At 58.6% G+C, this 6254-nt stretch carries 7 protein-coding genes; 5 read left to right on the forward strand and 2 right to left on the reverse strand.

What is annotated here, in order from left to right:
• Positions 1-374 precede the first annotated feature (374 nt).
• From msrA to BN32_RS22970, 4 genes are all read left to right on the forward strand, one after another.
• Positions 375-1091 (forward strand): peptide-methionine (S)-S-oxide reductase MsrA, encoded by a 717-nt coding sequence (gene msrA, locus BN32_RS22955; protein WP_019195657.1) that lies wholly within the window; start codon positions 375-377, stop codon positions 1089-1091.
• Between the two features lie 98 nt (positions 1092-1189).
• Positions 1190-1609 (forward strand): peptide-methionine (R)-S-oxide reductase MsrB, encoded by a 420-nt coding sequence (msrB, locus tag BN32_RS22960; RefSeq protein WP_019195656.1) that lies wholly within the window; start codon positions 1190-1192, stop codon positions 1607-1609.
• Positions 1610-1755: 146 nt separating this feature from the next.
• Positions 1756-2148 carry a hypothetical protein gene (locus BN32_RS22965; RefSeq protein WP_040427501.1) on the forward strand — a complete coding sequence of 131 codons (393 nt, stop codon included), beginning with the start codon at positions 1756-1758 and terminating at the stop codon, positions 2146-2148.
• Positions 2149-2490: 342 nt separating this feature from the next.
• Positions 2491-2784: a hypothetical protein gene (locus BN32_RS22970; protein WP_019195654.1), complete on the forward strand. Its 294-nt coding sequence runs from the start codon at positions 2491-2493 to the stop codon at positions 2782-2784.
• A 111-nt stretch (positions 2785-2895) separates the two neighbouring features.
• On the opposite strand, the gene BN32_RS22975 is transcribed toward BN32_RS22970, so the two are convergent.
• Both BN32_RS22975 and BN32_RS22980 read right to left on the reverse strand, forming a co-directional pair.
• Positions 2896-3447, reverse strand: a complete 552-nt coding sequence (locus BN32_RS22975) for a DUF4112 domain-containing protein (RefSeq protein WP_019195653.1) — start codon at positions 3445-3447, stop codon at positions 2896-2898.
• A 196-nt stretch (positions 3448-3643) separates the two neighbouring features.
• Entirely contained in the window at positions 3644-3952 is a 309-nt protein-coding gene (locus tag BN32_RS22980) for a hypothetical protein (protein ID WP_040427503.1), read from the reverse strand.
• A gap of 667 nt (positions 3953-4619) precedes the next feature.
• Between BN32_RS22980 and BN32_RS22985 the strand changes: the two genes are divergently transcribed.
• Positions 4620-6254, forward strand: a 1635-nt coding sequence (locus BN32_RS22985) for an ATP-binding protein (RefSeq protein WP_040427505.1), incomplete at its 3' end; no start/stop codon positions are given.

Raw genomic sequence — 6254 nt, forward strand, 5'->3', positions numbered from 1 at the left:
ACGCGACGCGCTATCAATCCCCCACCCGGCCGTTGTTCGCTGCGCTCACAACGCGCCACCCTCCCCACAAGGGGGAGGGAAAAGGAAAGTGGCTGTTTGAAAACCGAATCGGATGAGAAGCGCACACGCCGGGAACGGGTTAGACAAAACGCGTACCGATGCGTTGGTGCCGCAGCCAGAAACCGGCAAAGGAAGCTGCGTCCATCATCCCCGTTGCGGCCGGTTGTCACCCGGCGCATGCGAAAGGGTAACACGCAGCGGCTCTGACGGTTCATGCTCACGTTTTTGTGTGGAATTTTGCCGTAACGGCGGGGTCTTATCCGCGTATCTACGGCACAGGCGCGAAACGCCCGACAGCTATCGAAGAGGATCACATGGATCGCACCCGGTTCCGCCGCACCGCTCTCGCCCTCTCCGCCGCCAGCGTGCTGGCGCTTGGCTGGTTCGCTTCGCCGTCGCGCGCCGCCGAGGAAGCCTTCATCATTCCGCCGCCGGTCGCGGACATCGCCCCGGCCGAGGGTCTGAAGACATTCGTGCTCGCGGGCGGCTGCTTCTGGGGCGTGCAAGGCGTCTACCAGCACACCAGGGGCGTCACCAACGCCGTGTCGGGCTATGCGGGCGGCAAAGCCTCGACCGCGAATTACGAGGCGATCGGGCGCGGCACCACCGGCCACGCCGAAGCGGTGCAGATCACCTACGATCCGAAGCAGGTGACACTGGGCAAGCTGCTGCAGATTTATTTTTCGGTGGTGCACGATCCGACCCAGCTCAACCGCCAGGGCCCGGACACCGGTACGCAGTATCGCTCCACGATATTCACCTCCGACCCGGCCGAGCGCAAACTGGTGCAGGACTACATCGCGCAGCTGAACGGCGCGAAGGCCTACAAGAAGGCGATCGCGACCACGCTCGAACCGTTGCAGGGCTTCTATGCGGCGGAAGATTATCATCAGGACTACCTGACGCTGCACCCCAACCAGCCCTATATTGTGTTCAACGATTTGCCGAAGATCGAGAACCTGAAGAAGATCTTCGCCGAGAGCTATCGCGAGAAGCCCGCGCTGGTGCGCGAGGCCAAGGCGAACAACTGAAACACGCGGCGTTGACGAATTGCACCCAAGCGGCGGACCCGGCGGTTCGCCGCTTTGACGTGAAACACACGAACAAGAATAACGAAAGGAGCTAGCGAGTGACGGACATCAAGACCAAGACCGGCTCCGGCACTGTCCAGAAGTCCGACAGCGAGTGGCGCAAGGAACTGACGCCGATGCAGTACGCCGTGCTGCGCGAGAAGGCGACGGAGCGGCCGTTCACCGGCGAGTATGACCACTCGTTCGATCCGGGCACCTATGTCTGCGCCGGATGCGGACAGTCGCTGTTCACATCGGACGACAAGTTCGATTCCGGATGCGGCTGGCCGGCGTTCTCCGCCCCCGCCGCCGAGGGCAGCGTCACCGAAGAGCGCGACGTGTCCCACGGCATGGTCCGCACCGAAGTGCTGTGCGCGAAGTGCCAGGGCCACCTCGGCCACGTCTTCCCCGACGGGCCAGGGCCGACAGGATTGCGTTACTGCATCAATTCCGCAGCATTGAAACATTTGCCCGAATAAACCCGGCTTTGTTCCAGAAAAATTTGAATCCGCGCGGCTTGCCAAAGGCCGCGCGGCCCCTATCTGTCGCTTCTCGTTCGCATACGAACGACAACAAACGTCCGGCAAGAACGCTTCCAGACAACTTTCCCGCCAAGGAATTCGTGATGTCCACCAGATCGCGCCAGACCGTGCTGGCTCTCGGCCTTGCAGGCCTTCTCGTCGACGCCGTGGTGTCCCACCCCGCCTTCGCCGTCGGCAGAGTGACCCTGTTCAAGGTCGTCTCGCCGCAACATGAAATCGTGATCGGCCTCACCAAGGCTGAACTCACGCAAATGCGGGGCCAGACTCCCGATGCGGTGGAAAAGGCGCTGCGCAGCGCCGGCGTGCTTCAGGTCTGGCAGTACGGCATCCGCCGCGGCATCAGCGGCGTGCCGGAGCAGGCGCCGGTGCGCAAGATCGAACTCGCCGCCGACCCCGCCACCCACATCAAGCCGTACATCACGCCGCTCAAGGTGGTGTCGATTACGGACGAAATCTTGACGGAAGCCATCCAGTAACGCCTCCGCCGCACCGTTCTGACGGCGGTCGTGATCATGCGTTCGCCGGCTAAAATCCGGCAAAATCCGCCCCCGCAAAACCGAGCAGTCGCCATGCGAACCGGCGGGTTTTGTCGCACGGCTTCGCATGCCTGCTAGAGCATTGAAATACAAGCGGTTATTCGGCCCGCATGCGATTGCGTCATGCCATTCATCATAGGGCGTATGACAGGTCGCAATTGGCGAAAAAAGGCCTATATTAGAGTCTGTTCTGGAATGAATAACGCGTGTCGAGCGGTCTCCCCGGGAGACCGTACTCTGGACGTCGTTTCCACCGAATCCCAAATCGAGAAGGCCGAGATCATGGCTGCGTTCAATTACAACACCGAAGCCGAACTCTTTCCTGCGGCGATCCGCAAGAAAAAGCGCGCCGGCTTTGCGTACCGCCGGTTCCCGACCGCAGCCGAGGCCGTGCAGTTCGCGATCGAACAGCTTCCCGCCGACAGCCTGAACGGCGCCTACCTCCAGGTGGACGAGGCCCGCTTCGACCAGAGCGGCATCCGCACGCTGTATGAAAGCGAAGCGTTTCCGCTCGAGCGCAACCGGCCGGAGCCGGTGGCAGCACCCGAGGAAGAGAAGCAGACCGCGACGGGCTGATCGCGCAGCGCGCTCTTAACGCCCAATCGCACCAACGCGACGACATCAGCGCACCGAGGCTTACTTTTACGCGCATGATCTGATCCGAAAACCGGTTCCCACTTTTCGGGATCATGCGCCTCGTGGCTGCTTGTCCATCCAGCGCTTGAGGATACGCATGTTGCGCATGTTGGCGCGGAACATGACGTCGAAGGCGTCGCCGGCGAACGGCACCAGGCCCACCACGCCGTCCAGCGCGACATTGCCCAGCATCCGCGCCACCAGATACTTCGGCGCGCCGAGCGCGCGGGCCTCGCGCACGATCCACAGCGAGATCGCCGTGGTGAGAATATCGCCGACGATCGGCACGAGGCCGATCAGGCCGTCGATGCCGTAGCGGATCTTGGTGCCCGGCACCACGAAGGCAACGTCCAGCAGTTTCGACAGCGCATCGATGCGCGCGAAGCGCTGCTCGCGCGTGAGCGGGCCGAACGAAATCCCGCCGAGCGCGCCGGAGATATTCTGGAAATCCGCGCCCTGAAACTCGAAACCCGACGCGCCGAAGCGGCCGCCGCCGAACCCGCCGGGATGCACTTCGTTGCCGTCCTGATCGATGATCGGCGGCCGCTTGCCGCCGCCGGTGCGGGGCTTCGCGGTACGGTCGATAAAGATATCGTCGGTCATCCTGGCGCTCGTCATGGTGGCAAAAGCCTTACCCGTTTGGTTGGTTTGGGCATGATCTTGTCCGAAAACCGGTTCCCACTTTTCGGGATCATGCCCACTGCAAGCTCCCCTACATAGGAGCGCAGGATTGCGGCGCAAGTTGCGTCAAGATGGCGCGGACCGCAATTGGCAGCGGCCTCAAAAGCGACGCACGCGCTCACCAGATGCCCCATTGCTCCAGCCGCCGCAGCACGATCTGCCGCATGCGCGCGTTGACGGCCGCGACATCGCCGCGCGGCGCGGTGCGGCTCGGCTCCTTGAGTTGACAGATCATGTCCGGACCCTGACAGCGCCGCGCGCGGCGGCATCGCTTCACCGGACAGCGGCGAAAGTTGCCGCACTCGTCCGAAAGCGCGCGCATCACATCGATGATGCCTTCTTCCGACAGAAAATAGTCGCGGTCCTCGTCGGTGAGTTGCGGCCACGCGCCGCTGTCCTCATCGTTTCCCTTCGCCGTTTCGATCATGCCTCTCTCCTTCATGCTGCAAACGCGCGACGCTCTTTTGTGCGTGGTCTGATCGCAAAACCGCTGTCCGCTTTTGCGGACCATGCGCGCATGGGAGGGCGCTTCCCCGCGTAAAAAACGCGGATGTCCGTCCAGCGATGTCGTCAACCCGTGGGCCGCCTCTCAACAAGAGAGGGATGGAGGAGCGCCGAAAGACGCGCCTTGGTAGTTGAGTGCGCGGCCGGCGTCGTGTCGCCACGAGAGGCCGGTCCGCGAAACGCCTTTCGACGCTCCGCCGCGGCGATTTCTGTCCTCGGGATCGTACTTCCGGGACAGGACGGACGAATCCTGATCCGGCGGGCTTTCGCCTGCCTTCATCCTGTCCACCGTCCAGCCGCGAACGGCAGAGCTCCGTAGTGAGCCCGGACGATGACCCGAGGCCTCCCGGGAGCGGAGAAGGACGTCCCTTCTCGCGCGCGCAGGCGCCGCATCCCGCCCCGCGCATCGAAGCGTCCTAGGACACGCCCCTCAAGTGAGGCGGGATGAATAGGAATATAAGCCTAAATATCGACTTTGTCAACAGGCAATGTGTGCGGAGCCGCGGCGACAGAAGCATCGCATCCCATGCACGACTTAGGCTGTGGGCTGCCTTATAGTTATGCTGCGCAAGTTTTAGTCGGGAATGAAAATGACTTTTAAACCGTTTGATCCTCTGGAATTCAAAAGCACCAAAGTTACGGACGCCGCCCTCGCGGCCATAAAGCGAGAAATTGAGAATATCCTTAGCTCATATGTTGGGTGGTACGATCCGTTTTGCGAACTCATACAAAACGCCTTGGACGCCGTTGAAGCCAGAGTTGAACACGAGAAGGCGGCCGGGACAGAGAAAAAATACAAGCCTAGCATCGTCGTACGCATCGACCTCGATGACAACACGTTGACCGTAACAGACAACGGCATTGGCTTAGATGAAGAAAAATTTGAACAGTTTCTTGCTCCAAATTTCTCATTCAAATCAGGAAACACCAGAGGCCACAAAGGCGTAGGTGCAACCTACGTGGCATACGGCTTCAACTACATGAGGATATCAACCAAAGCTCCAGGCTTTGAAGCATCTGGCCGCATCTCAAATGCACGAGATTGGCTAAAGGGGCATGCCGCCGGCAGCAACCCGAAAATAGAACCGGACCCTTCGCCCTTAGTGGACACCACTTTTGATAGCAATGATCGAGGTGTCTCGATCACAGTAAGGTTCGATGATCGAACGCATCCAAAGAAGCTCAACTGGATCCAAGCGGAGAATGCACAAGTCTGGCTTAAAATCTTATCGATCAAGACTGGCATCGGATCCATAGTTCCGAATGACGCCGTTGAGATAACGATAAAAGTTCATCACAATGGTGTTGAGACCGCTACTTCAGCCCAAGGAACCAAATACTTCTGGTTGCACGATAGCGCCGGAAAAAAAGCTACATTCAGAGAACTCGCGAAGGCAGCCGAAGCAGCATTCAATAAATTCGGCACGGGCGGTAAACTTCCCGACAGATATAGCAGCCTGGATTTCATCTACGAAACCTGGACAGCGGCCGAACTTAAAAATCTACTCGCAGCCTCTCTTGATGCAGAAGAGATAGAAATATTGGATCGCCACACTCCAACCGTAAGTGTCGAATTCGGATATACCGCTCGACTCTGGCAACAATTTAACGAGTCGTTGAAGTTGCGACCAAGTTACCGCGTTTTAACGAGCGGAATCCAGTTGGCGGCAAATAATATGCCTCAAGGCGAAACCATTCAGGTCCCACTCAACCGCAATATCGGCCGGCAAAATCAAGTGCATTTCTTGATGCATTTTGAGGATTACACACCCGACTTAGGCCGCAAGGGTTTTCATCGTGAGCTAACCGATTTTGCCAAGAGCATTTCTCGTTCGATCACTGAAATACATCTCTCAAAGTTCAAACCACAACTGAAAGCCAATACTGGTGTTGCACCGGACCTTGTTCGAGAAATGCAAATTAGCGACTGGAAAAAGGACATGCTCAATCATGAGGCGGAAAAACCCCTTGTGCTTACGAACCCTCACTTCTTTGCTCCCACCGAACGAGTGTCAATCACCTCAACGCCCACGCGAGAGCAAGATGTAATCGCTTTGTTTCATCAATTGATCGCTGGCGGCGTAATTCGTGGATTGAATGTCATGTCCACGAATGAACGTTTTACTTATGATGGACTTTTCAAAATTGCATTCGATCTGGTGGAAGAAATATACTCGTACGATCAAGTAAAGAACCCTCTGGGTGTGTCCCCTGAAGTAGTCGCT

Source organism: Afipia birgiae 34632 (assembly GCF_000308295.2).
GTDB lineage: Bacteria > Pseudomonadota > Alphaproteobacteria > Rhizobiales > Xanthobacteraceae > Afipia > Afipia birgiae.